The sequence below is a fragment of the Kineosporia succinea genome, assembly GCF_030811555.1.
GTDB lineage: Bacteria > Actinomycetota > Actinomycetes > Actinomycetales > Kineosporiaceae > Kineosporia > Kineosporia succinea.
In genome coordinates this window covers 3,993,370-4,019,615 of sequence record NZ_JAUSQZ010000001.1, presented here as the reverse complement: position 1 = coordinate 4,019,615, position 26,246 = coordinate 3,993,370, and the positions used below count along the sequence as shown (strand labels likewise).

26 protein-coding genes are annotated in these 26,246 nt (G+C 69.3%); 10 read left to right on the top strand and 16 right to left on the bottom strand.

Annotated elements, in window-relative coordinates; translation table 11 throughout:
- Nucleotides 1-206: 206 nt before the first annotated feature.
- Nucleotides 207-1,121, bottom strand: coding sequence for a LysR family transcriptional regulator (locus J2S57_RS17580; protein WP_307244227.1), 915 nt, complete (start codon nucleotides 1,119-1,121; stop codon nucleotides 207-209).
- A gap of 180 nt (nucleotides 1,122-1,301) precedes the next feature.
- On the opposite strand from J2S57_RS17580, the gene J2S57_RS17575 reads away from it, so the two are divergent.
- The 6 genes from J2S57_RS17575 to J2S57_RS17550 all read left to right on the top strand — a co-directional run bounded on the left by J2S57_RS17575 (nucleotide 1,302) and on the right by J2S57_RS17550 (nucleotide 6,139).
- Nucleotides 1,302-2,063, top strand: coding sequence for an amino acid ABC transporter ATP-binding protein (locus tag J2S57_RS17575; RefSeq protein ID WP_370882669.1), 762 nt, complete (start codon nucleotides 1,302-1,304; stop codon nucleotides 2,061-2,063).
- Nucleotides 2,064-2,083: 20 nt separating this feature from the next.
- Complete coding sequence (locus J2S57_RS17570) at nucleotides 2,084-3,007, top strand: glutamate ABC transporter substrate-binding protein (RefSeq protein WP_307244225.1); 924 nt, start codon at nucleotides 2,084-2,086, stop codon at nucleotides 3,005-3,007.
- Nucleotide 3,008: 1 nt separating this feature from the next.
- Nucleotides 3,009-3,656, top strand: coding sequence for an amino acid ABC transporter permease (locus tag J2S57_RS17565; RefSeq protein WP_307244223.1), 648 nt, complete (start codon nucleotides 3,009-3,011; stop codon nucleotides 3,654-3,656).
- Entirely contained in the window at nucleotides 3,653-4,489 is an 837-nt protein-coding gene (locus tag J2S57_RS17560) for an amino acid ABC transporter permease (protein ID WP_307244221.1), read from the top strand. Before J2S57_RS17565 ends, J2S57_RS17560 begins: the two co-directional genes overlap by 4 nt.
- Nucleotides 4,490-4,509: 20 nt before the next feature.
- Nucleotides 4,510-5,241, top strand: a complete 732-nt coding sequence (locus tag J2S57_RS17555) for a class II glutamine amidotransferase (RefSeq protein ID WP_307244219.1) — start codon at nucleotides 4,510-4,512, stop codon at nucleotides 5,239-5,241.
- 202 nt (nucleotides 5,242-5,443) lie between these two features.
- On the top strand, nucleotides 5,444-6,139 hold the full coding sequence (locus J2S57_RS17550; RefSeq protein WP_307244217.1) for a helix-turn-helix transcriptional regulator: 696 nt from the start codon (nucleotides 5,444-5,446) through the stop codon (nucleotides 6,137-6,139).
- Between the two features lie 70 nt (nucleotides 6,140-6,209).
- Here the strand turns inward: J2S57_RS17550 and J2S57_RS17545 are convergent, their stop codons facing one another.
- Nucleotides 6,210-7,040 carry a discoidin domain-containing protein gene (locus tag J2S57_RS17545; protein WP_307244215.1) on the bottom strand — a complete coding sequence of 277 codons (831 nt, stop codon included), beginning with the start codon at nucleotides 7,038-7,040 and terminating at the stop codon, nucleotides 6,210-6,212.
- 228 nt (nucleotides 7,041-7,268) lie between these two features.
- Nucleotides 7,269-7,772, bottom strand: coding sequence for a mycothiol transferase (locus J2S57_RS17540; RefSeq protein WP_307244211.1), 504 nt, complete (start codon nucleotides 7,770-7,772; stop codon nucleotides 7,269-7,271).
- 122 nt (nucleotides 7,773-7,894) lie between these two features.
- On the opposite strand from J2S57_RS17540, the gene J2S57_RS17535 reads away from it, so the two are divergent.
- The gene (locus tag J2S57_RS17535; RefSeq protein ID WP_307244208.1) at nucleotides 7,895-8,140 is read left to right on the top strand and encodes a hypothetical protein; all 246 of its coding nucleotides are present in this window, start codon (nucleotides 7,895-7,897) and stop codon (nucleotides 8,138-8,140) included.
- On the opposite strand, the gene J2S57_RS17530 is transcribed toward J2S57_RS17535, so the two are convergent.
- From J2S57_RS17530 to J2S57_RS17490, 9 genes are all read right to left on the bottom strand, one after another.
- The gene (locus J2S57_RS17530; protein ID WP_307244206.1) at nucleotides 8,130-9,377 is read right to left on the bottom strand and encodes an Nramp family divalent metal transporter; all 1,248 of its coding nucleotides are present in this window, start codon (nucleotides 9,375-9,377) and stop codon (nucleotides 8,130-8,132) included. The genes J2S57_RS17535 and J2S57_RS17530 overlap by 11 nt on opposite strands.
- Nucleotides 9,378-9,439: 62 nt before the next feature.
- On the bottom strand, nucleotides 9,440-11,089 hold the full coding sequence (groL, locus tag J2S57_RS17525; protein ID WP_307244204.1) for a chaperonin GroEL: 1,650 nt from the start codon (nucleotides 11,087-11,089) through the stop codon (nucleotides 9,440-9,442).
- Nucleotides 11,090-11,100: 11 nt separating this feature from the next.
- The gene (locus tag J2S57_RS17520; RefSeq protein WP_307244201.1) at nucleotides 11,101-12,126 is read right to left on the bottom strand and encodes an NAD(P)-dependent alcohol dehydrogenase; all 1,026 of its coding nucleotides are present in this window, start codon (nucleotides 12,124-12,126) and stop codon (nucleotides 11,101-11,103) included.
- The gene (locus tag J2S57_RS17515; protein WP_307244199.1) at nucleotides 12,123-12,833 is read right to left on the bottom strand and encodes an iron-sulfur cluster assembly protein; all 711 of its coding nucleotides are present in this window, start codon (nucleotides 12,831-12,833) and stop codon (nucleotides 12,123-12,125) included. The genes J2S57_RS17520 and J2S57_RS17515 overlap by 4 nt, the downstream gene beginning before the upstream one ends.
- Nucleotides 12,830-13,885, bottom strand: a complete 1,056-nt coding sequence (locus J2S57_RS17510; protein WP_307244197.1) for an amidohydrolase family protein — start codon at nucleotides 13,883-13,885, stop codon at nucleotides 12,830-12,832. The genes J2S57_RS17515 and J2S57_RS17510 overlap by 4 nt, the downstream gene beginning before the upstream one ends.
- Before the next feature lies 1 nt (nucleotide 13,886).
- The gene (mimD, locus tag J2S57_RS17505) at nucleotides 13,887-14,228 is read right to left on the bottom strand and encodes a propane 2-monooxygenase effector subunit MimD (protein ID WP_307244195.1); all 342 of its coding nucleotides are present in this window, start codon (nucleotides 14,226-14,228) and stop codon (nucleotides 13,887-13,889) included.
- On the bottom strand, nucleotides 14,225-15,343 hold the full coding sequence (locus J2S57_RS17500) for an aromatic/alkene monooxygenase hydroxylase subunit beta (protein WP_307244193.1): 1,119 nt from the start codon (nucleotides 15,341-15,343) through the stop codon (nucleotides 14,225-14,227). Before J2S57_RS17500 ends, mimD begins: the two co-directional genes overlap by 4 nt.
- A gap of 19 nt (nucleotides 15,344-15,362) precedes the next feature.
- Entirely contained in the window at nucleotides 15,363-16,406 is a 1,044-nt protein-coding gene (locus tag J2S57_RS17495; protein ID WP_307244190.1) for a 2Fe-2S iron-sulfur cluster-binding protein, read from the bottom strand.
- A gap of 81 nt (nucleotides 16,407-16,487) precedes the next feature.
- Nucleotides 16,488-18,131 carry a ferritin family protein gene (locus tag J2S57_RS17490; RefSeq protein WP_307244187.1) on the bottom strand — a complete coding sequence of 548 codons (1,644 nt, stop codon included), beginning with the start codon at nucleotides 18,129-18,131 and terminating at the stop codon, nucleotides 16,488-16,490.
- 340 nt (nucleotides 18,132-18,471) lie between these two features.
- Between J2S57_RS17490 and J2S57_RS17485 the strand changes: the two genes are divergently transcribed.
- A complete protein-coding gene (locus J2S57_RS17485) occupies nucleotides 18,472-20,247 on the top strand; it encodes a sigma-54-dependent Fis family transcriptional regulator (RefSeq protein WP_307244185.1) in 1,776 nt (591 codons plus the stop codon).
- A 37-nt stretch (nucleotides 20,248-20,284) separates the two neighbouring features.
- Here the strand turns inward: J2S57_RS17485 and J2S57_RS17480 are convergent, their stop codons facing one another.
- From J2S57_RS17480 to J2S57_RS17470, 3 genes are all read right to left on the bottom strand, one after another.
- A complete protein-coding gene (locus J2S57_RS17480) occupies nucleotides 20,285-21,100 on the bottom strand; it encodes an SGNH/GDSL hydrolase family protein (protein ID WP_307244183.1) in 816 nt (271 codons plus the stop codon).
- Between the two features lie 84 nt (nucleotides 21,101-21,184).
- A complete protein-coding gene (locus tag J2S57_RS17475) occupies nucleotides 21,185-21,880 on the bottom strand; it encodes a hypothetical protein (RefSeq protein ID WP_307244181.1) in 696 nt (231 codons plus the stop codon).
- A 90-nt stretch (nucleotides 21,881-21,970) separates the two neighbouring features.
- Entirely contained in the window at nucleotides 21,971-22,852 is an 882-nt protein-coding gene (locus tag J2S57_RS17470; protein WP_307244179.1) for a DMT family transporter, read from the bottom strand.
- 285 nt (nucleotides 22,853-23,137) lie between these two features.
- Between J2S57_RS17470 and J2S57_RS17465 the strand changes: the two genes are divergently transcribed.
- Together J2S57_RS17465 and J2S57_RS17460 are read left to right on the top strand one after the other, a co-directional pair.
- Nucleotides 23,138-24,799, top strand: a complete 1,662-nt coding sequence (locus J2S57_RS17465; RefSeq protein WP_307244177.1) for a hypothetical protein — start codon at nucleotides 23,138-23,140, stop codon at nucleotides 24,797-24,799.
- Between the two features lie 104 nt (nucleotides 24,800-24,903).
- On the top strand, nucleotides 24,904-25,311 hold the full coding sequence (locus J2S57_RS17460; RefSeq protein ID WP_307244175.1) for a hypothetical protein: 408 nt from the start codon (nucleotides 24,904-24,906) through the stop codon (nucleotides 25,309-25,311).
- A 69-nt stretch (nucleotides 25,312-25,380) separates the two neighbouring features.
- Here J2S57_RS17460 and J2S57_RS17455 read toward each other — a convergent pair whose 3' ends face one another.
- Nucleotides 25,381-26,082, bottom strand: coding sequence for a CDP-alcohol phosphatidyltransferase family protein (locus J2S57_RS17455; RefSeq protein WP_307244173.1), 702 nt, complete (start codon nucleotides 26,080-26,082; stop codon nucleotides 25,381-25,383).
- Nucleotides 26,083-26,246: the final 164 nt, after the last annotated feature.

Sequence of the window (26,246 nt, the reverse complement as noted above, 5' to 3'; positions counted from 1 at the left end):
GCTCGCGAGCCCCATCGACCGGGCCCGGATACCCGATTTCACCCCGATACCTGCCCCCGGTTACCCCGGACGCCGCGCTCCCCCGATGCCGCGATCCGCCCGGCCCCGTCACCCAGCCACCCCCGTCGCCCAGCCAACCCCGTCGCCCAGCCAACCCGTCACCCAGCCAACCCGTCACCCGGCCGGCCCCGTGACGTGCACCGGGCCTAACTCACCACCGGGGTGTTCTTCCGGACCGCCCGCGCCACCGCCTGCACCTCGCGCAGCACCGCGGCCACCGCCGGAACCCGCGCCATGTCGGGCCACAGCAGCGCATAGGTACGCCGCAGGGGCCAGTCCCGCAGAGGGCGGTAGACCAGATCGGTGCGCGCGTGCGCGAGCAGACCGAGCTCGTTCATCAGTGAGATGCCCATGCCCGAGGCGACCAGAGCCTGCACGGTGAGCACGTCGTCCACCGTGGCCACGATCTTGGGACTGAAACCGGCGTTGGTGCAGGCGGCCAGGAACCGGTCGCGAAAACTCTCCATCACCCAGTCGCAGTCGGCCAGCTCGCTGAGGTCGATGCTCTTGCGGCGCGAGAGCGGATGCCCGGCCGGCATCACGACGCAGCGCCGGTCGGTGACGAGTTCCCGCCGCAGCATGGTGCTCTCACCCTCGGGCAGGTCTTCGTTGGCCCAGTTGCAGAGCAGGCCCAGGTCGACCTCACCGGCCCGGATCAGCCGCCGCGCCTCCACCGGTTCGGCCTGGGTCACGGTGATGCGGATGTTCGGGTTCGAGGTGCGCAGCCGGTCGATCACCGGAGGCAGCAACCGGATCAGGCCGCTCTGGAACGCCACCACCCGCACCAGCCCGCCGCCGCGCGCGACCGTGGAGGACATGTCCTGCTCGACGGCCCGCAGCACCGAGAACACGTTGTCGGCGTGCCCCAGCAGCACCTCTCCCAGCTCGGTGAGCTGCAGCCCGCGCCCGACCCGCACCACCACCGGGGCGCCCAGCGACTGCTGCAGCCGCCGCATCTGGTAACTCACCGCCGGTTGCGTGTAACCGAGAGCAGCTGCCGCCGCCGTGTACGAGCCCGTGCGAGCCACCTCAGCCAGCACCCGCAACTGCTGAACGTCCACCGGATCAGTATGTCCGCAGCATGTTTCGCCTGAGTGAGACCACCCATAAAGAGTTCTGATGGATCCGCGAAAAAACTCTCGTTGGACGGTAGAGATTGCCCGCCGGTTGAATGTCCGCATTGCCCGATCTTCTTGCGGAGGCCAGCCGTGTTCGTCAGAAAGAGCCCGCCGGACACCGTGATCCCGGCGACCGAGGGCGCGAACGCCGACTCCCTGATCCGGATTCGTGACCTGAACAAACACTTCGGCTCGTTCCAGTGCCTTTTCGACATCAATCTCGACGTCGCCCTGGGCGAGGTCGTGGTGGTGATCGGGCCGTCCGGCTCGGGCAAGTCCACGCTCTGCCGCTGCGTCAACCGGCTCGAGACGATCAGCTCCGGCGTGATCGAGGTGGCCGGGCGGCCGGTGCCGGCCGAGGGCAGGGAGCTCGCCCGGCTGCGGGCTCAGGCCGGCATGGTGTTCCAGTCGTTCAACCTGTTCTCGCACCTCACCGTGCTGCAGAACGTGGCCCTGGCTCCGGTCAAGGTACGCCGCCTCCCCAGGCCCCGGGCTCACGCCCTGGCCCGCGAGCTGCTCGAACGCGTGGGCATGGCCGACCAGGCCGACAAGCATCCGGGTCAGCTGTCCGGCGGGCAGCAGCAGCGGGTGGCCATCGCCCGGGCCCTGGCCATGGAGCCGAAGGTGCTGCTCTGCGACGAGCCCACCTCCGCGCTCGACCCGGAGATGATCCAGGAGGTGCTCGACGTGCTCACCGGCCTGGCCGCCGAGGGCATGACCATGCTCGTCGTGACCCACGAGATGGGCTTCGCCCGCCGGGCCGCCGACCGGGTGGTGTTCATGGACGGCGGGCGCATTCTCGACGTCGCCCCGCCGGAACAGTTCTTCACCGATCCCCGGAACGACCGCGCCGCCGACTTCCTTGCCAAAGTCCTCACCCACTAAGACCTATGGGAGAAATTCTGATGTCCAGCCTCGTCCGCACCACCGGCGCCGCCATTGCCGTCCTGGCCCTCGTCAGCGCCTGCTCCAGCGACCCCCAGGTCGCCGCCGTCCCCGGTCAGGCCCAGGCCACCTCCAAGGCCGACAGCTCCGCGATCGACGCCCTGATCAAGGCCCAGCAGCCCGCCGCCGACCTGCCCGCCGGGTCGACCGCGGCCAAGATCAAGGAGAAGGGTGAGCTCACCGTCGGCGGGGTGCAGACCTCGGCCCTGTTCTCGCTGCTCAACCCCACCACCGGCAAGGTCGAGGGTTTCGACGCGGCGATGTCGCAACTGCTGGCCGACTACATCGTCGGTGAGCCGAAGACCAAGCTGGTGAACGTGACCTCGCAGACCCGGGAGGCGCTGATCCAGAACGGTTCCGTGGACGTCGTGTTCGCCACCTACACCATCACCGACGAGCGCAAGGAGAAGGTCTCCTTCGCCGGGCCGTACTACCAGGACGGCATCGGCATCGAGGTGAAGAAGGGCACGACCGGCATCACCAAGCTGGAGGACCTGAACGGCCGGACGGTGGTGACGCAGTCGGCCTCGACCGCCCCGAACGCCATCACCAAGGCCGCCCCGGACGCCAAGATCCAGCTGTTCGAGACCAACACCGAGGCGCTGCAGGCACTTCGGCAGGGGCGCGCCGACGCCTACGTGATCGACCAGTCGATCCTGGCCGGCAACGCGGTCACCAACGACGACGTCGAGGTGATCGGCGAGAAGTTCAGTGAGGACCCCTACGGCATCGGCCTGGCCAAGGACGACGCCGACTTCCGGGCGTTCGTGAACGACTGGCTGCAGCAGAAGATCGACGACGGCACCTGGGCCAAGGTCTGGGAGGCCACCATCGGCACCGAGGTCCCGGGTGGCGCCCCGACCCCGCCCGCGATCGAGAAGTGAGATGGACGTCGTCACCGGCAATCTGGACGTCTTCGGATCCGGTCTGCTGGTCTCGCTGAAGATCAGCCTCTCCACGTTCGCGCTGGCGGGCCTGCTCGGCCTGGTGCTCACGGTCTGCCGGATCAGCCCGGTACTCCCCCTGCGCCTGGCCGCGACGGTCTACGTGGAGCTGGTCCGGAGCGTCCCCCTGCTCGTCCTGCTCACCCTGTTCGTCTTCGGCCTGCCGGAGATCGGCCTGATCTCCTCGCTGCTGTGGACGGCGGTGGCGGCGATGAGTCTCTACTGGGCAACATTTTTCAGCGAGACGCTGAGGTCGGGCATCCGGGCCGTCCCGAGGGGGCAGATCGAGGCGGCCCGGGCCCTCGGGTTCACGTTCGGCCAGGTGCTGCGGCTGGTGGTACTGCCGCAGGCCCTGCGCGGCATCGTGCAGCCGCTGGCCTCACTGCTGATCGCGGTGGTGCTGAACTCCTCGCTCGCCGCCGCGGTCGGGGTGACCGAGGAGCTCACCGGCCAGACCCAGCTGCTCGACCAGCGCTACGCCGAGCCACTGATCACGTTCGGCGCCGCCGCGGCCTGTTACGTGGCCCTGACCTTCGTCATCGGCCGGTCCGCCGGCTACCTCGACCGGAAACTGGCGGTGTCCCGATGAATACCGGCCTGTTGCAGAGGATCGGGGCGCAGGACGCCGCGCTCTTCGACGCCCCCGGCCCGCGCGGGCGACGCCGCATCCGCATCGCCACGGTGATCTCGCTGATCGTCCTGGCCGCCCTGATCGTCCTGGCGGTGCGGCAGTTCGCGGTCAACGGCCAGCTGCGATGGTCGAAATGGGAGCTGTTCACGCAGTGGCCGGTGATCCGGTACCTGCTCGACGCGCTCGGGGCCACCCTGCAGGTCACGCTGGTCAGCGGCGCGGTCGCGCTGCCGCTGGGCGCCCTGCTGGCCCTGGCCCGGCTGTCCCGCAGCCCACTCGTGCGCCTCCCGGCCGCCGTGTACGTGGAAGTGCTGCGGGCGATTCCGCTGCTGCTGCTCATCTATGCGTTCCTGCTCGGCCTGCCCGGCACCGGCCTGCGCATCCCGCTGTTCTGGCAGCTCATCCTCCCGATCGTGCTGACCAACGCGGCAGTGCTGGCCGAGATCTTCCGGGCGGCGGTGAAGGCCCTGCCGAAGGGCCAGACCGAGGCCGCCCACGCCCTCGGGCTGGGCTACTGGCCCACGGTGCGGCTCGTGGTGCTGCCGCAGGCGGTGCGCCTGTCCGCCCCCGCCCTGATCAGCCAGGTCATCCGGCTGCTCAAGGACAGCACCCTGGGTTACGTCGTGAGCTACCTCGAACTGCTCTACTCGGCGCGGGTTCTCGGCGAGTTCAACCACACGGTCATCCAGAGCTTCGTGGTGGTGGCGGGCGTGTTCGTGGTCGCCAACCTCACCCTGGCCGCGATCGCGGGGCACCTCGAGCGCCGCCTCGGCGGCGGCACACATCCCTGAAACCGGAAGGAACACCATCCATGTGCCGACTCATCGGCGCCGTCTCCCGGCACCGCGCCCCCGTGGCCGACCTGCTCGGCGACGACCTCGACCCGTTCATCCGGCTGGCCTGCGAGCACAAGGACGGCTGGGGGCTCGCTTTCAGGCAGGAGGACGGCACGATCGGCATCCTGCGCGGCATCGACCGGGCCGACGACAGCGACCGGCTCCAGCACGCCCTGAAGCATCAGCTCACCGACATGGCCGTCCTGCACATCCGGATGGCCAGCCCGAACCTGGCCGTCACGGTGAACAACACGCACCCGTTCGGCGACGCCCGCGCCGCCTTCGCCCACAACGGCGAGATCCGCCCCGTCGCCGCCCTCGAGAAGCTGATCGACCCCGACCTGCTGGCCACCGCCGCCGGCACGACCGACAGTGAGCGCTACTACCTGGCCGTGCGCGAGCGGATGAACCGGGGAGTCACGCCCGGTGACGCGATCACCCTTACGGCACAGGCGATCACGCAGAGCTCCGACCTGGTCGTGAGCCTGAACGCGATGATGCTCACCCCGACGGGTCTGTACGCGTACGCACAGCATGATCCACATTCAGAGGTGATCGGCCGTCGCGGCCCGGCCTATTTCGGCCTGAGTTACCGTCAGGAGGAAGACCTCGTCGTGGTCGCGTCGGAAGGCTGGCCACAGCCCGCCGGACGATGGGCAGCGCTGCCCGACGGGGAGGTCGCCGAATTTCCGGCACTTCACCCGTAAAGGCCAGTAATCCCTTTACCAGAATTCTCTTTCTGACGCAGGCTTAACATTCCATTCATGTCCTAACGCGCCAAAATCGCGGTATACATTGACACCGCCCACGGTTCAGCAGGGTTGCCACGACCTTCAGGTCGGCAAGAAATCCGGGCTGGGCAAGACAGGTGCACCAGACGAGAAACGCGTGGAAGCGACGGTTGAGACGATGAGCGTTGGCCCGCAGACCGCCCGTACGTGGCCCGGTTCCGGCCGCCCGGCCGTGGTGGCCGAACGGCAGCTGAGAAGGATCCGGATCGCGGTCGAGGCCGTCGACGTGTTCAGTCGCGCCGGGGTGGCGGGGCTGATCGGCCCGAGCCCCGACATCCAGCTCCTGCCCACTCCGCAGCTGCCCCAGGCCGACGTGGTGATCGTGGTCGCGCCCCGGCTGAGCGGCAAGGCGCTGCGCCGTCTGCGTGGCCTGCGCGAGGTCTGCAAGGCCCCGTTCGTGCTGATCCTCGACAACCTGGGTGACGGCGACTGGCTGGCAGCCGCCGAGGTCGGGGTCTCCGGGGCGATGTGGCGCGCCGACGTCACCCCCGACCAGTTCACCGATCTGATCCGCACGGTGATGAGCGGCGGCAGCTCGCTCCCGCCCGAGGTGCAGGGCCGACTGCTGAAAGACGTGGCCCACCTGCAGCAGACCGTGCTCGGCCCGCGTGGCCTCACCGCCTCCGGCCTGGAGACGCGCGAGGTCGACGTGCTGCGGCTGATCGCCGAGGGCCTGGACACCGCCGAGATCGCCGACCGGATGAAGTATTCCGAGCGCACGGTGAAGAACATCCTCTACGCGATGATGACGCGCCTGAACCTGCGTAACCGTTCGCACGCAGTCGCTTACGCCATGCGGTCGGGCATCATCTGAGTCAGTGCCGGTCCCTGGACCTTCGGCTCGGGGAGGTGCCCCCGGTGTCGGTCACCCGGGGTTCACCGGCTCAGCTCGAGTGGGCGGTCAGTTCGGACAGCTGGGCCGCGGGCCAGCCGTCGTTCGCGCTGAAGGTCAGCTTCAGATAACGCACCGGCGCCGGGGTGAACGAGACACCGGTGGCGTTACGGGCCGCGGAGTTCGCGTCGAAGACGTAGCCCCGGCCCGACCTCAGCCGCACCCACGACGAGCCGTCGCGACTGCCGCTGATCGAGATGGTCTGCGTGCGCCGGTTCCAGTCGGCCACCGGCGGCAGCGCCAGCTCCAGCCGGCCCACGACCCGGGCGCGGCCCAGGTCGACGGTGATGCTCTGCGGAAAGCCGGAAGCCGCTTCCCAGTAGGAGTTCACGTCACCGTCGGTGATGTGCGCGGCCGCGTAGTCCTGGGTGTGGCTGCTCTCGGACACCGCCTTCGACGCGGCCAGGTTCACCGACGGGTCGACGGCCGCGGGCGTGGTCGTCTTCTCGCTCTGCGTGGCCGGGGTGCTCCGATCGGCTGGACTCCCGGTCTTTTTCGAGGAGATCGGACCGGAAGGACGGGCGGTCGAGGCCGGTTCCCGAGCGGGCTCCGAAGTCGTCTTCCGGGCAGGCCCGTTCGTGGTCCGCCCGGTCGCCGACGGGCTGGGCGAGACCTCGGGCGGGTTCGAGGGCGGCACCGCCGCAACCGTCGGCCCGATCCCCGTCTCGTCGGAGAAGAGCGGGGTGGGGTCGTCGTGATCCGCCGGCGCCCGCACCAGGGCCACCCCGCCGAGGAGCACCCCCGACACCACCGCGACCGACCCGGCGATCACCGCCGCCCGGCGGTACTTCCGGGGAGCCGGCGCCGGATCGCTCTCGTTCACATCTGCTCCTGCGACGGATCGGGCCAGGGACAGCAGCTGGTCAGCGATGCCACCCGTATCGGTGAATACGTGCCGAAGCGGGACCTTACCGCTTCCCCGTCCGGCCGAGAACGGCTGCGCGGGAACCTGGCCCTGCCACCGTGGCTCGATGATGCGCCGATGACCCACGACCGGATCGAGGCCGCTCTCCTGCCGGTACTGGCTGCGCGAGCTCGGCCAGGACAGGCCTCAGGGCAGCAGGCCGCGCACATAGGCGGCCTGGCCCACGTGCTGCGCGTCGTCGTCGACGATACTGACCAGCCGCACGCCCAGGGTGACGGGCGGGTCCCAGGCGTCGTCCACCACCCGGTCGAGGTCGGCGTCGCTCAGTCCGGACAGGTACTCCAGGGTGCGGGCGTGCGCGGCGTCGTAGTAGTCGACCAGCAGCTGGGGGTCGTCGACGCGCACCCTGGCCACGTCGTCGGACGACATGCCGTAGCCGTGCTCGGTGATCTCGAACGGCAGCCCGAAACGTTCGTGCCACCCCTGTGACGCCCAGACCTCGTCGGTGCCCGCGACGTCCGCGATCTGCGCGTCCTGCACCCGGGCCAGGTGCCAGAGCAGCCAGGCGATCGAGTTGCCCGTTCCGTTCGGGCGGTGGGCCAGCTGGTCGGCGGTGAGCCCCTGGGCGACGGCGGCCACGTTCTCCTTGACCCGGTCGAGCGAGTCCTTCAGCAGCTCGGAAGTGTTCATGGGGTCGAATCTAGGACGCGCCGGGAACCGGGGCGACCCGGCCGATCACCCTTAAGTCGCATTCCGCGGATCATCCCCACGACGGCATCGGGGAGGAACGTCGCGACCGTAGGGTCGTACCCATGACGCAGCAGCCCTCGTGGACCCGGTTCTCGCTCCACCTCGTGGAGTTCGTGGTGCTCGCCGCCGCACTGGCGGCCCTGGAGTTCTGCCGGCGGGGTCCCCTCGACGGCCGGCCCTTCCTCTGGACCGGGCTGGCCCTCGTGGTCGTCGGAGTCGCTCTGCTCAGCGGGCTTTCGCACGCGGCGCTGGGGATGGCGAAGGCTCGTTCCGCCGACCCGGACACGTACGAGGACGTCAGCTGGTGAACAACGTGACCAGCAGGAACACGTTGAGCGACACCACGGCCCCGAGCACCACCCCGGCCACGGCCACCGTGACCGGGTGGTTGCGGGCGTCCCCCATCACCGCGCGCCGGCTGGTGAACCAGACCAGAGGGGCCAGGGCGAAAGGGATCCCGAACGAGAGGACGACCTGGCTGAGCACCAGGGCGGCCGTCGGGTCGACGCCGATCGCCAGCACGACCAGGGCGGGCAGCACCGAGACGCACCGCCGCACCCAGATCGAGACGCTGCGGTGCAGGAAGCCGGACATGATGGTCTGGCCCGAGTAGACCCCCACGCAGGTCGAGGCCAGGCTCGAGGCCAGCAGCGCCGAGGCGAACACCCAGCCGCTGAACGCCCCCGTCACCGCGGTGAATCCGGCGTGAGCCCCCTCGAGCGTGTCGGTCGGGGCGAGCACCGTGGCGGCCAGCATGATCGAGATGTTCACGGCGGCGGCCAGCAGCATCGCCCCGACGATCTCCCGCCGGGTGATCCGGATCAGCCGGGGCACGGCCCGCCCCGAGATCAGCGCCTCGCCCTTGGTCAGGTGCGAGTGCAGGTACACCACGTGGGGCATCACCGTGGCACCGACGATTCCGGCCGCCAGGTAGGCACTCTCGGTTCCCTCCAGTCGGGGCCGGAACCCCGCCGCCAGGTCGGCCCCGCCCAGGGGCGCGCGCAGCGCCTGGTAGGCGAACCCGGCTGCCACCACCGCGAAACAGACGTAGACCACGGGCCGGAAGGCGTCCCGGCCGCGCACGTGCAGCGTCAGGATCGCGAACGCGGCCACCACCATGATCGCGGCGCCGGGCAGCAGCGGCAGGCCGAACAGCAGGTTGAGCGCGATCGCCCCGCCGACCACCTCGGCCAGGTCGGTCATGATCACGACCAGCTCCGCCTGCAGCCACATCGCGATGCGGGCCGGGCGGGACAGGTGCTGCTTGCACTGCTCGGGCAGCGACTGCCCGGTGACCAGGCCGAGCTTGGCCGACAGGTACTGCACCAGCATGCCGACGGCGCTGGCCGCGACCACCACCCAGACCAGCAGCGTGCCGTACTGGGCGCCGGCCGAGACGTTCGTGGCGAAGTTGCCCGGGTCGATGTAGGCGACGGCGGCGACCAGGGCCGAGCCCAGCGTGGTGCCGACGGCGCGGCGGCCGGTGCCGGACTCGCGGACGCCCCCGGTGACCGGGGTCGTGAGTGTGGCGGTGGGTGGATTCATCGGGCTCCTCGTCGAACGGGCGGACCGGACAGCAGCCCGGTCCGCCCCGCGCCGCCTAAGGCCTAGTAGATGTTGGACGGGCGGACCATTCCCTCGGCCAGGTCACCGAAGCCGGGGGCGACGATCGCGCCCGGGTTGCCCAGCACCTCCTCCACGATCAGAGTCTCGGTGGTGAGGAGGAGCGCGGCGACGGACGCCGCGCTCTGCAGCGCCGAGCGGGTCACCTTCAGCGGATCGATGATCCCGAAATCGAACATGTCGCCGTATTCGCCGGTCAGGGCGTTGAACCCCTGACCGGTGGGACGGCCCGCAACTTCCCGCACCACCTGGTCACCGTCGTGCCCGGCGTTGATCACGATCCAGCGCAGCGGCTCTTCCAGAGCCCGGCGCACGATATCGCGGCCGACCGCCGCGTCACCCTCCAACACGAGCGAGTCGAGCGCCGGTTGTGCCTGCACCAGCGCCGTGCCGCCGCCGGCCACCACGCCCTCCTCGATCGCCGCCAGCGTGGCCTGCAGCGAGTCCTCGAGACGGTGCTGCTTCTCCTTCAGCTCGACGTCGGTCACCGCGCCCACGTTGATCACCGCGACCTGGCCGGAGAGCCGGGCCATGCGCATCCTCAGCGTGTCCTGGTCGTGCTCGTTCTCGGCCCGGGCCAGCTCCTTGCCGATCCGCTGCACCCGCAGCTGCACCTCGGCGGCGTCACCGTGACCACCGACGATCGTGGTGCCGGCCTCGGTCACCGTGATGCGCCGCGCCCGGCCCAGCTGCTCCAGCCGCACCGACGACAGGTCGACCCCCGACTCGGAGCTGACCACGCGCCCGCCGAGCACCACGGCCAGGTCTTCCAGCTCGGCCACCCGGCGGTGCCCGAAGCCGGGCGCCCGCACCGCGACCGAGTGGAAGGTGTCGTGCAGATGGTTGGTGATGAGCATCGACAGCGCCGGGCCGTCGACGTTCTCGGCCAGGACCGCCAGCGGCCGCCCGGTGCGCCGCACCTGCTCCAGCACCGGCATCAGGTTCTGCACCGAGTCGATCTTCTCGTTCGTCAGCAGCACGAACGCGTCGTCGAGCACGGCCTCCATCCGGTCCTTGTCGGTGACGAAGTAGGGCGAGATGTAGCCGTGGTCGAACTCCACGCCGTCGGTGTAGCTGACGCCCATGCCGAAGTGCGGCCACTCCTCCACCGTCACCACCCCGGTGTTGCCGACCTTCTCCATGGCCTGGGCGATGACCTCCCCGATCTCGGAGTCGTTGTTGGCCGACAGCATGGCCACGTGCTGCAGGTCGGAGCGCCCGCCCACCGGCACGCTGCGATCGGCCAGCACCTCGATCACCGTCGCCACCGCCCGCTCGATGCCGCGCTTCACCTGCATCGGGTTGGCGCCCGCGTCAACGGCTCTCAGCCCCTCGCGGACGAGGGCCTGGGCGAGCACGGTGGCGGTGGTGGTGCCGTCCCCGGCCACCCCGTTGGTCTTCATCGCGACTTCTTTGACGAGCTGCGCGCCCATGTTCGCGAACGGGTCACGCAGCTGGATCTCGCGGGCGATCGTCACCCCGTCGTTGGTGATCGTCGGGGCCCCGGTCATCTTCTCGATCACCGCGTTGCGGCCCTTCGGGCCCAGGGTGACCTTCACGGCGTCCGCCAGGGCGTTGACCCCGGCCTCCAGCAGGCTTCGTGCGTCCCGGTCGAAACGCAGGTCCTTGGCCATAAGGTCCTCCTTTACGGAATCAAGATCGCTCGGCCGCGCACGTTCCCGGCGTCGAGATCATCGAGGGCGGACTGAAATTCGGTCAGAGGATACGTAGCCGTGTGCAGCGTGACCCTGCCCCGCGCCGCCAGCACCATCAGCTCGACCAGGTCGCTGTACGAGCCGACCAGGTTGCCGATGAAGTTGATCTCGGTCGAGATGATGTCGATCGCCGGAACCGAAAGGGTTCCGCCGTAACCGATCACGTAGTAGTTGCCGGCCCGGCGCAGCATCGCCACCCCGTCCTCGAGAGCACCACCCTCGCCGACGAAGTCGATCACCGCCTCGGCCCCGTTGCCGTCGGTCAGGTCGAGCACCTGCCGCACGTGCGAACCGTCGGCGACGACCGTGTGCTCGGCGCCCAGCTCCGCGGCGAGCTTCAGGGCGTCGGCAGAACGGTCCACCACCACCAGGCGAGCTCCGGAGAGCGCGAGGAAGACCTGCACCCCGATGTGCCCGAGACCACCGGCCCCGATCACGACCGCGGTGTCGCCCGGCCTCAGCACCCGGGCCGCCTTGGCCACGGCGTGGTAGGCGGTGAGCCCGGCATCGGCCAGCGCGGCCACCGCCGAGGGCTGCAGCGCCGGGTCGAGCCGAACCACGGAACGGGCGTTGGTGAGCAGGTATTCGGCATACCCACCGTCGGTGTCGATGCCCGGGAACTTCGAGGCGACGCAGTGCACGTCGTCACCGTCGCGGCAGGCCCGGCACAGCCCGCAGGTGACGAGCGGATGCAGGATCACCGGGTCACCCACTGCCACGTTCGTGACGGCCGACCCGACCTCCGCCACCCAGCCCGCGTTCTCGTGCCCGATCGTGTAGGGCAACGCGACCTGAGACTTCTGCTCCCACTGCCCCTCGATGATGTGCAGGTCGGTGCGGCACACCCCGGCGCCGCCGACCTTCACGATCACGTCGAGGGGCGAGGACAGCACCGGATCCGGTACCTCGGTCAATGTCGGCTTCGTGTCGTACTTCCCCAGCTGAACGGCCTTCATGACGCCTTCCTCACCTCGATCCCACTGAACGTTCCCTCAATGTCCGCCGTGCCGTAGCGTGTTTCGAGCAGACCCCGGCAGAAGATCCCGTTGCCGTCGATGCTCACCCGCACGGTCCTGGCGTACCGCAGGCGCCTCGGCACGTCGTCGACCGGCGTGCCGTCGTCGTTCACGAGCAACGGCGCCTGCGGATCCGCCGTCAGGCCCAGGTCGGCCCGTCTCCGTAACAGGGACTCGGTGGCAGACCCGGAAGGCAGATCCGACAGGTGGGCCCGCGTGAGACCCTCGATCTCCCAGCCCTCTTCGAGCAGCGACCGGCACGAACGTTCCAGGCAGGCGGTGTGGGCCTTGCGCCGGAACGTGTTCCGCAGCTGCTCCAGCTCGCCCTCCGCCTGGCCGGGGAACGACCCGCTGAACCCCGCGTCCGCGGCCACTCCCCCGTTGATCTCCTCGGAGGCGAAGTGGTCGTCGAGCCGTACGGTCACGTGGTGGGTCCAGTCCAGAGAAGTGAGGACGTCGTGGGCGTCCGCCACCATCAGGTAGGCGAAGTTCGGGGCACAGAAGTAGGTGGGCAGCCGCAGCCGCACACGCACGTCCCCACCCGAGATCTCCACCTCGGTGACGAACTTCAGGTCGGTGATCGGCTCGTCCAGCTCCGGGTCACGCACAGCCCCCAGAGCCGACCAGACCTCGTCCCCGCGACTCACGCCGTCACCGGGTGCGTCTCGTCGACGGGCGCCGAGCCGATCGACTCCCCCGTGGTCGGCCCGGGCGTCGTGATCCGGGCCTCGGCCGGCACCTCGAAGCCGTACAGCCGCGCCGCGTTCAGCCCGAGGATCTTCTTCTTGACCTCGGTGGTGAGCACGCCGTACTCGCCCTGCATGTCCTCGGGGATCTGGAAGTCGACGAACATCTCGACCAGCCACTTCGGCTGCCAGATCGCGTAGTCGCTGGCGAAGGTGAGCCGGTTCCCGTCGAGCCAGTAGAGCAGTTCGCCGATGATCTGGGCGAAGTAGCGCGGCCGGCTGTAGATGAACGGCATGGCCACGGCCAGGCCGCCGTAGACGTTGGGCTCCTGGGTGGCGATCCAGCAGAAGTCCTCCAGCCGGGGCAGGCCCACGTGCTCGATGATGAAGTTCAGGTTCGGGAACGCGGTGGCCACCTCGTCGACGTCGGCCACGTCGAAGGCGTCCCGGTTGAGCGGGTAGATCGTCGGGCCCTTGTGCACGTGAATGTTCCTGATGCCCAGGGCTTCGCACTTCTCCAGGTACCGGTACGACCAGGGATCGGTGAGCTTCCAGCCCTTGGAGTCGCCCTTCCACTCGGCCGTGTAGAGCTTCACGCCCTTCAGGTTCCAGCGCTCGTGCAGGGCTTCCAGGGCGTCGAGGCCGGCCTCCCCGTCGCGCGGGTCCCAGGCGCCGTTGGTGATGAGCCTCGACGGGTGCTTCTCGGCCAGGGCACCGTTGCGCTCGGTGGTGTTGAAACCCTCGGTGTAGAAATCGGTCAGGTAGGTGGGCTGGAAGATGCCCTTGTCCACGTAACCGACGTCGAACAGGTCGTGCAGCAGGTCGTCCTCGGTGTACGACCCGAACTTCTCCAGGTCCCAGACCCACTCGGACGGGCTCAGGTTCTTCTGGTAGTCGTAGAAGCACCCGGTGAAACCCGCTCCGTAGCGGTTCTTCTGGTTCGACGCCCCACCGTTCCAGAAGTGGATGTGGCTGTCGACCACGTAGTACTTCTCACCGTCCTTCTCGTACACGTCACTCCACCACCTTGAGGTCGAAATCGATGTACTCGGCGGCGTCCTCGGGATTGGCGAAGAGCATCGTGCGGTCGTCGAAGTGCACCATGCGCCCGTAGTGGGTCGACATGATCTCCTCGAAGTCCGACTGGTCGAACTCGCTGCCCAGGGCCTGGCTGATCTCGTCGAAGTCGAAGGTCAGCAGCTTCTCGCCGTCGACGCGGATCATCGAGGGGTACTCGGCGATCTTCACGCCGTCCTTGGAACGCATCACCTCGGCCACCACGTAGCCGTTCTGGTTGTTCATCAGCGTCACCCCGCACTTGTTCGACGCGGTGGCGTTGGGCTCCCCGAAACTCATTCCGCCAGCTCCTTCGGCTCCTCGAGGCCCAGATCGGACAGCACCTCACGCAGGTCGTCCTTGGCCGCGGCCAAGGAGTCGGCGAAGGGCACCACCCGCTCGGCCGGGTGCGACCAGATCGGCTGCAGCTCGTGCGCCGCGTGCAGGCTGACCGGCAGCCACTCGCCCAGCCACTCCTGCAGTTGCGCCCGGTTGGCGGCCCCGTGCTCGGCGTCGCGCACCAGCAGGGTGAGAAGTGACCGCGTGTAGGCCAGGTCGCGGGCATAGTCGTTCTCGCCGGTGCCGACCAGCGAGGGCGTCACGTAGTCGCCGTTGCGGGCGCTGATCTGCATCACCAGGTGCGAGCGGAAGAGCCCGCCGACCAGCGTCTCGTAGACCACGTTGGTCGCGAACAGCGCCTGACCCCAGTCGCCGATCGCGGTGAGGCGCTCGGCGTTCTCGCGCACGCCCTGCCAGAGGGGGTCCTCGTGCCAGACCGAGCGGTGCACCGAGCCGTCGAAGCCGATGCCGGCCTCGCTCAGGTCGAGGTTGTACAGCGCCAGATCCTGGGCGAACCGCAGCTTGTGGGCGCTGTTCACGGCCATCGCGTTGTTGATCATGTTGGTCGGGGCCGAGCGCTGGCAGGCGACGAACACGTGCAGGCCGATGCCGTTCTCGGCGTGCATCCAGGCCCCGAGGTTGCGCTCGACGAAGTGCATCCAGCCCGGGCTCCAGCCCGCGTACGCCCCGGCCAGCTTGGCGTTGGCCAGGTTCTGCTGGATCTGCCGCACCACGTTGGCGTTGTTGCGGTAGATCGTCTGTTCCCACTCCTGGTTGGGGTCGCGGAACTGGTGCCAGTCGTTGGATTTCAGCGCGGTCCAGTCCTGCGGGTAGCCGCCCTCGCCGTCGGCGAAGCCGTAGATCCAGCCCTGGGTCAGGTAGCGGGCCGGGTCGGGCTGCACGTCGAACGTGACGTCCTCGTAGGTGGTGGCCCGCAGCTTGGCCGGCTCGAAGTAGTTGTACGAGCGGCTGGTCGAGCTGGGGAAGTCCAGGGCGCCGGCCTCGGCGTCGGTGAACTCGGGTTTCGGAAAGCTGCGCACGGCATCGTGATCCGGGCGCTTGACGGGTGTCGCCATGTCAGACCCTCAGCTTCCTTCAGGAGACGCTGGTCGTGAACTTGTCGAAGTGGATCCGGTCGGTGGGGACGTCCTTGCTCTCGAGCAGGGCGATCGTGGCGTCGACCATCGGCGGCGGGCCGCAGAGGTAGCAGTCGGCCTCGCTCAGATCGGGTTCGTTCCGGTCCACCACATCGGTGACGAGACCGAGATCCCCGGTGACCCCGAGCGTCCCCCAGGGGGCTTCGGTGACGTGGGAGAGCGCGGGGACGAAGCGGAAATCCCTGATCCGCTCGCCGAGAGCGAGGATCTCCGGCAGGTAGAACAGATCCTCGGGCGTGCGGGCGCCGTAGTAGAACACCACCGGACGCCGCGACCCGGTCTCGGCCAGCCGGCGCAGCAGCGAGAGGATCGGGGCCATGCCCGCTCCCCCGGCGATGCACACGACGCGACGCCCGTCGTCCTCCCCCGAGGCCCGCAGGGTGCACGAGCCGTAGGGGCCGGTGAGGGTCAGGGGGTCACCGGGTTTCAGCTCCGAGTCGAGCAGACCGGAGAAGTGCCCACCCGGATACTTCTTGATGATGAACTCGACCTCGGGAGAACCCGGGGTGGTCGCCATCGAGAACGAACGCCTGACATCGCTGCCGGGCCGGCGGATCTCGGCGTACTGCCCGGCGCGATGGGTGAACCGTCCTCCGGTCTGGAGTTTCAGCGAGACGATGTCGGACGTGAGCGCGGTGATCGAGGCGATGCGCGCCGATACCGTCTGGATCGGCACCGCGTTGCGCAGCTCCTCCTCGTCGTAGTTGATCAGCTCGACGGTGATGTCGCTGTTGGCGTGGGTCTTGCACAGCAGCACGTAGCCCTCGTCGCTCTCGTAGTCGGCGAGCGCGAACGTGGAGTAGCGGGCCATCTGCACGTCGCCGTCGATGAGGAACGACTTGCAGGCCGAGCACTGGCCCTCGCGGCAGCCGTGCATGAGGGCGATGCCCTGCCGGAACGCGGCGTCCAGCACGGTCTCGTCCTCGTCGACCTCCATCTCCAGGTCGACGGGCTCGAACTGCACGCGGTGCTTGTCACCCATGGGAGAGCTCCTGTCGCTCGACGAGGGGACCTCGGTGGCGGCCGAAGCTGGGGACCGCCGCCACCGAGGCCGTTCCTGGTGTCAGGCCGCCGGCCGTCCGGCCGGGCCACCCGCCCTGTAGGCGGCGACGGCCGCCTCGCGCTCGGCGTCCGTCATCTCGTTCAGCAGCACGTTCGGGCTGGAGAACGTGATGCCGCGGACGTCGTCGAGCGTCCACAGCTTCTTCGGGTCGTCGAGGTCCAGGTGCGGCTGCGGGATCAGGGTCCGGCCGTCGTCCCGCACGTAGCCGAGCGAGCTGATGACGTCGGCGAGATCCTGGTTGTGGTGCAGGGTCTCCCACTCGCGGTGACCGGTGAGGCGTCCCATGTTCGGGGTGGGGCGTCCCTCGTACTCCGGCCGGAAGGCCTTGATGTCGGTCCAGGCGCAGGTCTCGGAGCAGTAGGTGCGCCACTGCCCGTCGACCTTCTCGGTGACCATGTCGGGCCGGATGAGGCAGGGGACCATGCAGGTCCAGCAGCGGTGCGGGTACTGGTAGTCGACGTTCTCGAAGGCGATGGGCTTGTTGCGGCCGGGGTAGCGCAACCGGTTGTAGTTCTCCCACCAGACGCCGTACTTGTTGTACCAGCCGGGGTACTTCGACTCGAACCACTCGAAGTCCACGTCGGTCATCGGGTCGATACGCCAGTAGTTGACCGGCCAGCCGGTGGCGAAGAACTGGGCGACCTCGTGCACGTAGCCCTTGTTCCAGATCCGGTTCCAGGCCTCCTCCACCAGGTCGTGGGGGATCTTGAGGCCGTACTTCTCGAGCGGGATGAGGTAGCTGCGGTAGTAGTCGTCGTAGATCCAGCGCCGCCACATCTCGGCGTAGGAGTCGCGGTCGGGGCGCCGGTCCTTGGTGCCGTACTCGATGAAGGTGCCGATCGCGGCGTCCACCACGCAGTGGTTGTTCCACCAGGCGTAGCGCAGGTCGCGTTCGAGGAGCTGCCGGTTGCTCTCGTCGGCGAGGGCCATCAGCAGGATCGAGTAGCCGTTGCTGATGTGGCGGGACTCGTCGCTCTGCACCGAGTGGAACACGGTGGGCAGCAGGTAGTCGCCGTTGGCCGCGGCCTCCGACGGCATGGCCACGAACAGGGTGTTGGTGAAGGCGGTCTCGGCGACCACGGTGAGGTAGATGTTGGCCGCGGTGATCGCGTCACCGGTGATGAAGCCCTCGCCGAACTGCCGGCCGATGGTGCCCGCGTAGTTGTTCGCGAACGCCTTCTCGCTCATGTCGAACCCGGCCGGGTCGATGTAGTGGTTCATGTAGAGCCGCTTGAGGTTCATCTGGATCGTCGAGTGCCGGACCTCGTCGATCATCTGCACGGCCAGCCCGTTGTGGATCTCCGGGTTGGGCACGGCGTCGATGGCCATCGGCATGGCCCGGGCCGCGCTGATCTCGGGGAACGGGATGATCGACAGGAACAGTTTCTGCCACTCCATCCAGCGCTGCTGCACCTGCCGGAACATGTTGCCGCGGATCGCGCCGTCCATGGCGCCGAAGACGCGGTTGTCCTTCTCCTCCTCCATCGGGAAGTAGGAGCGCAGGATCTGCTTGAGAGGGTCCTTCTTCGGTGCCTTCTCGAAGGTGTAGTCGGTGCCGAAGCGGGTCGCCGGGGTGGCGAAGGTGGGTTCCCACGACAGCTCGGTGATCTTCTTGTGCGCCTTGCTGAGGCTCTGTCTGCTCACGGTGCCTCCCTCGGTCGGGGTGCGTCGGCTTCGATCACATCCGATCCCGGGGTCGGCGAGCGTCTCAATCTGAGACGCGGGTGCCCAGGGTCGGTGCAGCCACCCGTACAGATCGGCGGGGAGCGCCGCCGCTGCCCGTTCCCGGTGCACCGGACCTCATCGGCGCCGCGACGATCCCGGCGCTCGCCGTCCTGAAAAGGGTTGCTGCACCGCCTGACCTGAGTTCACCGCTACCCCGCACATGCCGGACGGGCCGGATCCCAGGTCGGGAACCTGTCCAGATCCCCGCTGCCGGGTTACTGTGCAGCGAGGACTCTCGCGGCACCAAGGACGGTGGCGAATGAGCGCGACACGCAATCCGGGGACGTGGCGCCGGGAGATCGCCGACGCCCGCGAGCGTTTCCTCACGCAGCAGGACATCTCACCTGACATCGTGCGTCAGCCGATTCTCGCCTCGTGGTCGCGCAGCCACCGCCGGGGTGTCGAGGCCGATCACATCGACCTGCCGTTCGTCGATGATCTGGACACCGACTCACCGCTCGTCACGGCGGCCGCGCCGATCCTGCGCGAGCTCGGTGCGCAGCTGCAGAGTGAACCGGTCAGCATCCTGCTCACCGACGCGCAGGGCGTGGTGCTCGACCGCGTCGACTCCGACCCGGCGATCGCCCGTTACCTCGATCGCGTCGACCTGGCGCCGGGTTTCAGCTACGCCGAGCGGTTCGTCGGCACGAACGGCATCGGCACCGCACTCGACGAGGGCCGGCCGACGCTGGTGCAGGGGCCCGAGCACTACGCCGAGAACCTGGAGCGCCTGGCCTGCGCCGGGGTCCCGATCAAGCACCCGGTGCGGGGCACGGTGCTGGGCGCGCTCGACCTGACCTCGTGGGCGGGTGAGTCCGCCGCGATGATGCAGGCGCTGGCCGGGGCGTGCGCCGAGCGGATCGAGCGGGGGCTGCTCAACACGGCCGGGCTGACCGAGCTGGCGCTGTTCCGGGAGTACCTGCGCACGTCGCAGCGCACGAACGGGGTGGTGCTGGCCGTCAACGGCGACGTGGTGATGATGAACGAGCGGGCCCGGCGCACCCTGAGCCCGGCCGACCAGCACTCGCTGATGGAGTGGGCGGCGGACGTGCGCGGCGAACCCGGGCCGGTCACGCTGATCTGTGACCTGCCCAGCGGCCTGGTCGCGCGGCTGGGGTACCGGCCCGTCGAAGGACGACGTGGTCAGCTGGGCGGTGTCGTCGAGGTGCGCTTCAGCCGGCAGCCGGTCGCGGCCCGGCCCCGGCGCGACGTGGCCGCACTGCCGGGGCTGGTGGGCGGCAGCGGGGTCTGGCAGCGGTGCGTCGCGGAGGTGGAGAACTGCTACCGGCAGCGCGAGTGGGTGGTGCTGTCGGGTGAGTCGGGCACCGGCAAACTGGCGCTGCTGCGGGCGGTGCGGGCCCGGCACGACCCGGCCGGTCACTTCCGGGTGATGAGCGGTGAGGAGAGCGCCGACCCCACGATGGTGGACGCGTGGCTCGACGCGGTCTCCGGCGAACTGTCAGGCGGTGGCGGGGTTCTCGTGATCCGGCACGCCGACCGGCTGTCTCCCGAGGCGCTGACCGGCCTGGGGTCGCTGCTGCAGGCGTCGACCGACTGCTGGGTGGCGCTGACCGTGACCGGTGCCGACGACCCGGGTGTGGCGACGCACCTGCTGCCGCACTTCCCGCACACCGTGACGGTGCCGTCGCTGCGTCACCACAGCGAGGACGTGCCCGAGCTGGTGACGAGCCTGATGGCCGGGCTGGCCCGGGGGCACCGGCTGCGGTTCGGGTTCGACGCGATGCAGCAGCTGATCCGCTCACCCTGGCCCGGCAACGTGACCCAGCTGCGGTCGGTGCTGATCGAGCTGCTGGCGGTGCGGCGGTCGGGCACCGTGCACGCGGGCGACCTGCCGGCCCAGGCCCGCTCGGCGATCCGGCGCCAGCTCAGCCCCATCGAGGCGCTCGAGCGGGACGCGATCGTGCGGAGCCTGACCACGCACGGCGGCAACAAGACCCGGGCCAGTGCCGAGCTGGGGATGTCCCGGGCCACGATCTACCGAAAGATCCGCGACTACGGGATCTCGGGGGTGTAGGTGGGGCGGGCCCTGTGCGGCCCACCCCACCCCGGCGTCAGCCGATGGCCGCTTCCAGGGCCGCACCGTAGGCGGCGTGGCCGGTCGCGTTCGGGTGGAACCACTCCGTCTGGTTCTGCACGTTGGTCCCGATGATCCACGGGTCGGCCGAGCAGGCGGCGTGCCCCACGAACTCGTCCCGCACGTCCACCAGCTTCACCCGCGAGGCCCGGGCCGCCCGGGCGACCGCGGCGTCCAGCGCGGTGATCTGGTCGGCGATCAGGCTCCGGCGGTAGCTGTTCGGGGTGATCGCCCCGCAGCTGCCGGTGCCCTGGTCGATGAGCTGCGGGTAGTTCAGCACGACCACCCGGGCGCGCGGGGCCAGCGTCTTGACCTCGGCGTACAGCTCCTCGAGGTCACCCTCCAGAACGTTGGTCGCGTAGTCGGCGCCGGCCGTCGTGGCCGCCGCGCAGTCGGCGTCCGTGCCGCCCAGGCAGGCCTGGAGCGAACGCGAGAAGCCGCTGTTGTCATTGCCGCCGATGGTCAGCGTCACCAGCTTCGTCTTCCGGCTGAGCGCGCTGAGCTGGTTCGCCCAGACGTCGTCGGTGTCGGCGCCGCTGCAGGTGACGTCGGTCAGCGTGAACCGCGGGTGCTCCGCCGCCCAGGTGTGGGCGTAGTTGAGCGGACTGCGCAGGCACGCGCCGGACTCCGCGTCGTACGGCGGAGCCCCGACCCCGGCCGCGTAGGAGTCGCCGAGCGCGACGTACTCCCCCCGGGCCCCGGCACTGGCCGGCCCCGCCTGCACCGTCACGAGTGTCGCGAGACCGAGCAGCGCGACCACCGCGGCGATCAGGATCGCCATGGCCTTCTTCATGTGTTGCCCCCCTTGTGGCTACTTGATGGCACTACATGGTGCACAGCAAGATTGCCGCCAGGAGGCGATTTGCAACATTTGACCCTAGAGACCCTTGAGACCCTTGGGCTCCTCTTCGGGCTCCTTCGTCTTCTTCACCCGGTCCTGCTCACCCCAGGCGAAGAGGGCCGCGCCGACAATCGGGACGAGGAGACTCACCCAGCCGGGCACGTGCGGGAGGTCGGGGAGGTCCGGCAGGTCGGGCAGGTCGGGCAGGTCGGGCAGGGGGATCTTGGGCAGATCGACGCTGGGCAGCGGCAGGTCGGGCACCGGGATCCCGGGCAGGCCGACCGAGAAGTGCCAGCCGATCAACGCGACCAGGGCGGTGAGCAGAACCGGCAGCAACACCCCCGCGGTCGCGATCGCCGTCTGGCCGGCGACGTAGAGAAACGGCCTGTCCCGCATGACCTCCTGGCGCGCGTGGGCCTGGCTGCCCACGGCCGGGAGCAGGTCACGGCCGCCCCGGCCGAGCACGGCGCGAACGTTGGCCGTGTCGTCACCCTCCGCCTGATGCAGTGAGACCCTCAGCGCCGAACCGCCGATCGGCATCAGCCGCAGGCTCATCGCACCGTTCTCGCCACCGTCCAGCATCGGAGTCGTGTCGACGGTGCGGCAGCGCGCCACCTCGACGCCGTCACAGGTCCAGCGGAGCCTGCGGATCAGGCGGCGCTGCGAGACCTCGACCGTGTGGGTGCGGCCGTCGGTGGTGGTGAGGTGCCAGCGTTCCGGGGTTTTCGCCATGTCCTGAACGCTATTCAGGTCAGGACGCGATGACGTCAGGCCGAAGTCGCACCGGTCTGTCATCCAAAGTGGCATCCGGAGCGGTGCGGATCAGGGCCGGGAGGCGGACGGCGGGAGCTCGTGAGGGGCCGGCTCGGGCTCGTCGGCCAGCGGGTCGACGCCCTCCTCGAACCGCACCAGCACCACCGCGGCCACCGCTGTGAGCAGGAACCCGGCCACGAACACGGCCCAGAACCCGTCGCGTACCTGGTCGCCGAGGAAGGCCACCCCGGCCACGGCCGGCGCGACGGTCTGGGTGCTGATCAGCGCGGTGGTGGCGGCGGTGACCGACCCCCGTTGCAGCGCCAGGGAGTAGAGGAAGAACGCGAGGACGCCCGCCAGCACCAGGGCGTAGGTGGACGCCGAGGTGACGAGGTCACCGAGCACGAAGTCGGGCAGCAACCGGGAGGCGACGGCGACCACCGCGTAGCCCATGCCACCGGCCAGGCCGAGCACCGCGGCGGCGAAGGTGCCCTCGAACCGGGTGGCCACGAACGCCACCACGACGATACCGACGAGCACGGCGAACAGCGTGCCGGTGAGCACGGGGGTGGCCCGCTCGGTGCCGGTGTCACCCGCCGCCGACGACAGCAGCACCAGACCCGCGACCACCGCGGCGATGGCGACCCACTCCAGGCGGCTCAACCGGTCGTGGAAGTAGCGCACCGCCAGCAGGGCCGTGACCACGAGGCTCATCGCGATGCCGGTCTGGGCCAGGAAGAGCGGAACCTGGCGCACCGAGATCAGGTGGAACACGTAGCCGAGCATCATCAGCACGATCGAGGCCAGCAGCATCGGGCGCCGCAGCAGCTCGACGAGCGTGCGCACGGTGAGGCCACCCTCCGGGATCTCCCGAGCGGCGGTCGCCTGGAGGATGGACGCCACGCCGTACATCACGGCGGCGACGAGAGCAGAGCCGAGTCCGAGCAGCACCCGACCATTGTCCCAGGCCGGCCTGGGAGAAGTCCGGGAGGCTGCTGTGCCCTGCGCACGCCCCTCCCCCGAACGGCCCGGAGCCCGGTCCGGTTCACTCCGGTTCTGTGGCCTGGATCATTGAACTGCCCTGTCATGAGCCACCTTTGAACCAGATCTGAGTTCCGGTTGACCATCCCGGCGGCACCGCCTCAGTAGCGTCGCGACGCGCAGGCCCCGGGCGCGGACACGCGCGGGGCCCGCCGTCCGACCGCCTCTGCCCCATTCGTCCCGGGAGTTTCCCTCGTGGCCACCACACGCCGCCGTACCGTCCTCGCCGCCGCCCTGGCCACCCCGTTCGCCGCCTTCGGCGCTCTCGGGGTGCAGAGAGTCGTCGCCGCGCCTGCCGCCACCGTCGCGAAGAGCGCCGCCGGTGACGTCGTCGGCAAGATCACCGTCGGCTACCAGGGTTGGTTCGCGGCCATCGGCGACCAGGCCCCCGTCAACTGCTGGTGGCACTGGAGCCCGGACGCGCAGAAGGCGCCCTCGGCGAGCAACAACGGCATCAAGGCCTGGCCCGAGACGGGCGAGTACGAGAACACCTACCGGACCGGCTTCGCCGCTCTCGGCAACGGGAAGCCAGCCGAGCTGTTCTCGTCGTACGACCAGCAGACCGTGGACGTGCACTTCGCCTGGATGCAGGAGAACGGCTGCGACACCGCGGCCCTGCAGCGCTTCGACCCGACCGGTGGCGAGGGCCCGACCCGCGACGGCATGACCGCCAAGGTGCGCACCGCGGCCGAGGCGACCGGCCGCAAGTTCTACGTCATGTACGACGTCACGGGCTGGAAGGAGATGGCGACCCAGCTGCCCGCCGACTGGACCGGCACGATGAAGGCCTACACGTCGTCCTCCGCGTACGCGACCCAGAACGGCAAGCCAGTGGTCTGCATCTGGGGTTTCGGGTTCAACGACGAGAATCACGCGTTCAGCGCCGCCGAGTGCCTGAAGGTGATCACCTGGCTACAGGATCAGGGCTGTTACGTGATCGGCGGCGTGCCCACCTACTGGCGCGAGGGCAAGAACGACTCCCGCGCCGGTTTCCTCGACGTCTACCACGCGTTCGACATGCTCTCGCCGTGGATGGTCGGGCGCATCGGTGACGCCGCCGGCTCGGACTGGTTCGCCGAGAAGGTGAACGCGCCCGACCAGGCCGACTGCGACGCCCACGGCATCGACTACCAGCCGTGCGTGCTGCCCGGTGATGTCAGCGAGCGTCAGCGCGCCCACGGCGACTTCATGTGGCGGCAGTTCTACAACCTGGTCGGGGTGGGGGCGGCAGGCCTCTACATCTCGATGTTCGACGAGTACAACGAGGGCAACCAGATCGCGAAGACCACCGAGTCGTCCGCGACCACCCCGCCCGGCTTCCTGGCGCTCGACGAAGACGGCACGGCCTGCTCGTCCGACTACTACCTGCGCCTGACCAACGACGGCGGGAGGATGCTGAAGGGCGAGATCGCGCTGACCGCGAAGCGTCCCACCTCACCGATGGTGGGCGCCGATCCGGAGGGTGGCGACGACGCGACGAGAAACGTCGGGCTGAAGGCGGCGGCGAACGGCAGGTTCGTGACCGCGTCGGCGTCAGGGCTGGTGGCCTCGGCCGCGGCGAAGGGCACGGCCGAGACGTTCGGCCTGATCGACCTGGGCGCGGGCAACGTGGCGCTGCGGTCGCGGGGCACGGGTGACTACGTCTGCGCGGAGGACGCGGGGGCCTCGGCCCTGACCGCCGACCGGGCCGCCGTCGGCGGGTGGGAGATCTTCGCCCTCGTCAAGAACGGTGACGGCACCGTGAGCCTGCGCAGCGGGGCGAACGGGAAGTACGTGTGCGCCGAGGACTCGGGGAATGCCGGGTTGGTCGCCAATCGCGACGCGATCGGGCCGTGGGAGTCGTTCACGCTGATCTGAGCCTCGCGGGTAGACCTGCTTCCCGCCTCGGCCGGGCGTGAACCGGACCGGCCGGGCCCCCGTGCACCCGGTCGTCAGCAACCGACCTCCACCAGGGAGAGACCTTGCTCAAGCACGCGATGCACCGCCGGATCACGGCCGGTCTGGCCGCCGTCGTCGCCACGGCCGGTCTGGCCACCGCGACGGCCACGTCCGCGTCGGCCTCGACGATCCCGAACGGCCAGATCCAGCTGTGTGCCCAGGGCAACTACCCGGCCTACATCCACATCCTGGACCGGCAGATCAACGACAGCGGAGCCAGCACCGGGGGTTTCGCCAGCACGATCGTCAACCCGGGCGACTGCTGGATCACGTCGTTCAACACGCACGGCGGTGCCAACCAGGTCGACGTCGTGGGCCTGCGCCCCGACGGCTCCGAGTTCTACATCGGCAGCCAGTGGTGGAACAGCGCGACCGGCCTGGGGCTGGGGGCCGAGGGCTCGCCGGAGAGCCCGTACATCTGGCAGTGGTGACCAGCTCGCGCGCATGAGAAACGCCCCCGGCCCTTGACGGGCCGGGGGCGTTTCTCGAGGTCAGGCCGGTCAGGCCTCGACGGGCTCCTTCGCCTTCGCCCGGTCGGCGAACTGCAGGTACACGCTGCTGCCGAAGTAGTAGGCGATGTAGAGGAGCGAACCCCAGATGATGATCTGGCTCGGGCTGCCCGCGTCTTTCTGCGACAGCAGCACCGCGTAGGCCACCAGCCAGGCCGCGGTGAGCGCCAGGTTGGTGCGGCGGAAGGCCCGGGTGCGTGACGGGTAGATGTACTTGATCGGCACGAACACCAGCGCCGAGCACACCGCCAGGATGATCGCGGTGGTGGCCGGGCTCAGGTCGGCCACGATCACGTAGAACGCGACCACGTTCCAGTAGCTGGGGAAGCCCAGGAAGAAGTGGTCGTCGGTCTTGGCGTCGACCCGGCAGAACTGGTAGCTCGAGGCCAGCAGCGGCGCGGCGGCGAGAGTGCCACCGAGCACGCCCTCGGGCAGGTAGCCGCACGTCCACAGCAGCACCACGGGCGCGAACACGTAGGTGATGTAGTCGACGATGTCGTCGAGGCGGGCGCCGTCGAACGACGGGATCGTCTCCTTCACCCGCAGGCGCCGGGCGAGCATGCCGTCGGTGCCGTCGATGACCAGAGCGGCCAGACTGATCCACAGGGCCCTGATCGCGTCACCGTCGAAGGCGGCGATCACCATGAGGAACGCGAGAACAGTGCCGCTCGCGGTGTAGAGATGAACGGCCATGCCGGCAAGTCGGAACCGAGTCGATGCTTCGAAAGGCTCGAATACGACGTCGTGAGTCGTCAGCGGAACCCCCGGGCAACAGGATCAAGGATGGTCGGACCTCTCGCCCGAACAGGCTCGAGCGGTGAAAGTCTCTCACAGTCCCAATGGGCTCAAGGCCCGTC

What these genes read in the sequence shown, in the direction of transcription:
- J2S57_RS17530 (WP_307244206.1), bottom strand. Translation starts at nt 9,377, where the DNA reads ATGAATCCACCCACCGCCACACTCACGACCCCGGTCACCGGGGGCGTC.
- J2S57_RS17485 (WP_307244185.1), top strand. Translation starts at nt 18,472, where the DNA reads ATGAGCGCGACACGCAATCCGGGGACGTGGCGCCGGGAGATCGCCGAC.
- J2S57_RS17535 (WP_307244208.1), top strand. Translation starts at nt 7,895, where the DNA reads ATGACGCAGCAGCCCTCGTGGACCCGGTTCTCGCTCCACCTCGTGGAG.
- J2S57_RS17565 (WP_307244223.1), top strand. Translation starts at nt 3,009, where the DNA reads ATGGACGTCGTCACCGGCAATCTGGACGTCTTCGGATCCGGTCTGCTG.
- J2S57_RS17560 (WP_307244221.1), top strand. Translation starts at nt 3,653, where the DNA reads ATGAATACCGGCCTGTTGCAGAGGATCGGGGCGCAGGACGCCGCGCTC.
- J2S57_RS17480 (WP_307244183.1), bottom strand. Translation starts at nt 21,100, where the DNA reads ATGAAGAAGGCCATGGCGATCCTGATCGCCGCGGTGGTCGCGCTGCTC.
- J2S57_RS17570 (WP_307244225.1), top strand. Translation starts at nt 2,084, where the DNA reads ATGTCCAGCCTCGTCCGCACCACCGGCGCCGCCATTGCCGTCCTGGCC.
- J2S57_RS17500 (WP_307244193.1), bottom strand. Translation starts at nt 15,343, where the DNA reads ATGGCGACACCCGTCAAGCGCCCGGATCACGATGCCGTGCGCAGCTTT.
- J2S57_RS17495 (WP_307244190.1), bottom strand. Translation starts at nt 16,406, where the DNA reads ATGGGTGACAAGCACCGCGTGCAGTTCGAGCCCGTCGACCTGGAGATG.
- J2S57_RS17540 (WP_307244211.1), bottom strand. Translation starts at nt 7,772, where the DNA reads ATGAACACTTCCGAGCTGCTGAAGGACTCGCTCGACCGGGTCAAGGAG.
- J2S57_RS17520 (WP_307244201.1), bottom strand. Translation starts at nt 12,126, where the DNA reads ATGAAGGCCGTTCAGCTGGGGAAGTACGACACGAAGCCGACATTGACC.
- J2S57_RS17555 (WP_307244219.1), top strand. Translation starts at nt 4,510, where the DNA reads ATGTGCCGACTCATCGGCGCCGTCTCCCGGCACCGCGCCCCCGTGGCC.
- J2S57_RS17455 (WP_307244173.1), bottom strand. Translation starts at nt 26,082, where the DNA reads ATGGCCGTTCATCTCTACACCGCGAGCGGCACTGTTCTCGCGTTCCTC.
- J2S57_RS17550 (WP_307244217.1), top strand. Translation starts at nt 5,444, where the DNA reads ATGAGCGTTGGCCCGCAGACCGCCCGTACGTGGCCCGGTTCCGGCCGC.
- mimD (WP_307244195.1), bottom strand. Translation starts at nt 14,228, where the DNA reads ATGAGTTTCGGGGAGCCCAACGCCACCGCGTCGAACAAGTGCGGGGTG.
- groL (WP_307244204.1), bottom strand. Translation starts at nt 11,089, where the DNA reads ATGGCCAAGGACCTGCGTTTCGACCGGGACGCACGAAGCCTGCTGGAG.
- J2S57_RS17475 (WP_307244181.1), bottom strand. Translation starts at nt 21,880, where the DNA reads ATGGCGAAAACCCCGGAACGCTGGCACCTCACCACCACCGACGGCCGC.